General features: G+C 67.5%; 1 protein-coding gene and 1 pseudogene. One reads left to right on the top strand and one right to left on the bottom strand.

Going from position 1 to position 1,983, the window contains the following annotated elements:
• Positions 1–253: 253 nt before the first annotated feature.
• Entirely contained in the window at positions 254–1,222 is a 969-nt protein-coding gene (locus J5Y10_RS27570; protein ID WP_209377370.1) for a Bug family tripartite tricarboxylate transporter substrate binding protein, read from the top strand.
• A 119-nt stretch (positions 1,223–1,341) separates the two neighbouring features.
• On the opposite strand, the pseudogene J5Y10_RS28255 reads toward J5Y10_RS27570, so the two are convergent.
• Positions 1,342–1,824: pseudogene (locus tag J5Y10_RS28255) on the bottom strand (DUF1622 domain-containing protein).
• Positions 1,825–1,983 lie beyond the last annotated feature (159 nt).

Consider the following 1,983-nt stretch of genomic DNA (forward strand, 5'->3'; position numbering starts at 1 on the left):
CCACCTGCCGGACGGTCCGACCATCCGGCGCAGGGCCGCGGATATCTTCGGAGGGCTTCTCGACGAGGACCTCTCCATCGAGATCGCCGGGCGCTACTCGCTGGACAACGTCGAGGAGGCCCACGCCGCCCTGGAAGGGCGCAGGGTCGTCGGCAAGCCCATCCTCGACCTGCCCTGACCGGCGCGGCGGGTGAAGGGGCTGCCCGTCATCGCGCCTCTCGTGGCCCCGCAGAACAGGAAGAGGAAGGTCCCGATGCCAACCAGGCGAGGGCTGGTGCTGGCCGCAGCCAGCATGCCCCTGACCGCGCGCGCCGAGGCGATGCGTCCCGACGCCCCTTGGCCGATCCGCCCGGTCCACGTCATCGTGCCCTATGCGCCCGGAGGCCAGACGGACACGGTGGCGCGCCTGATCCAGCCGCGCCTCACCGCCGCTCTGGGCCAGCCGGTCATTGTCGAGAACCGTAGCGGCGCGGGTGGCTCCATCGGGGCTGGGCTCGTCGCCAATGCGCCTGCGGACGGCTACACGCTGCTCTTCGACGCTGCGTCATTCCTGATCGTGCCGCTGGCCATCCGCAACCTGCCCTTCGACCACGAGAAGGCGTTCGCGCCGGTGGGTCTGGCGACGACGCAGCCCTATGTGCTGGCAGTGACCGCCTCCTTTCCCGCCGGGGACCTTGCGGGCTTCGTGCGGTATGGGCGAGGAAAGCCGATCAGCTACGGTTCGCCCGGCGTCGGCAGCATCGGCCACCTCGCGGGCGCCCTGCTCGGCCACGTTGCCGGGATCACTATGGAGCATGTGACCTACCGTGGTGGGGCAGAGGCTGCCGCGGATCTTCTGGCGGGCAACCTGGAAGCGGCGATCATCAGCGCCTCGTCACTCGAGCCCTTGCTGCAGGGTGGGAGAGCGCGTGCTATCGGCCTGACCAGCCGGGGGCGAAGCCCCTTGCTTCCAGGGATCTCGCCGATTGCCGCGTCCGGCTATCCCGACTTCGACCTCGCTGGCTGGAATGCCCTGTTCGCGCGCACTGGGACGCCGGAGGCTGTGCTCAGCGTATTCGACCGCGCACTCCGCGCAGCGTTGGATGACCTACAGACCCGCGATGCGCTGCGCCGCACTGGCAGTGAGCCCGGCAACGCTGCACGGACTGCATTCAGTCAGCAACTCGAGAGCGAACGATCGCTCATACGCCGGATTGTCGCTGACACCGGGATCACCTTTTGACCAGCAGGTCGCCCGATGGAACTCACTTACCGCCTCTGCCGTCCCCGACCATGGCAGCCAAGTGTTCATTCCGGCTGTCCGCGCACCACGGTCGCCTTCCAGAAAGCGAGCATCGCCTTTCAACCGGCATGTAACCGCCTCAGGTGGACAGCCGCCGAAAAGGCTCTGACGAGGAGGTGCAACAACCCGGGCACTCCTGTGGGAAGGAGGGCCCAGCGATCAGTCATCCATCGGGCCGGACGGTGTGGCGCCCGCACCGCCGCCTTGTCGATCTCCTTCTGGAGAAAGTAGTTGAGCGCGGTCCGCACAGCCGCGATGGCTGCGAGCTGGCCTATCTCCGACTAGGTCGGTGCGAATGCCGCTCGGAGGGAGTCAGCTCCCAGCTCGAATTCCAGGGCGAGCGCCAGCCAACGGCCCAGCCGCAGACGGACCTCCTCCTTTGCCGCGTGCGAATGGCTGGGATTGATCGTCTTGAAGTAGCGCAGCACCACCGCAGCGGCCCGGATCGCCGCCTCGATCACCGCGACGGCGATCGGCACCCCGGCGATCGCCTCGGTGCCAGTGGCGGGACAGAGAGTGGCCTGTTTGATGGTGTCGATCATCCATTGTGTGCGCCGTTCAGGACCGTGGTCTTGCCACTAGCACTACCTGGGCACTTGCGGACGTGATGTGATGGACCGACCTGCTGAGGCACGACCTCGGCAGGAGGTGGTCATGGCGGATGCCGTTCGTGGGGCGAGCGGTCTGGATAGCTGGCTCGC

Origin of the sequence: Roseomonas indoligenes (genome assembly GCF_017813365.1) — a bacterium.
Taxonomy (GTDB): Bacteria; Pseudomonadota; Alphaproteobacteria; order Acetobacterales; family Acetobacteraceae; genus Roseomonas; species Roseomonas indoligenes.

Bases quoted from the DNA above. Each gene is read 5' to 3' on its own strand.
- J5Y10_RS27570 (WP_209377370.1), top strand. From the start codon at position 254: ATGCCAACCAGGCGAGGGCTGGTGCTGGCCGCAGCCAGCATGCCCCTG.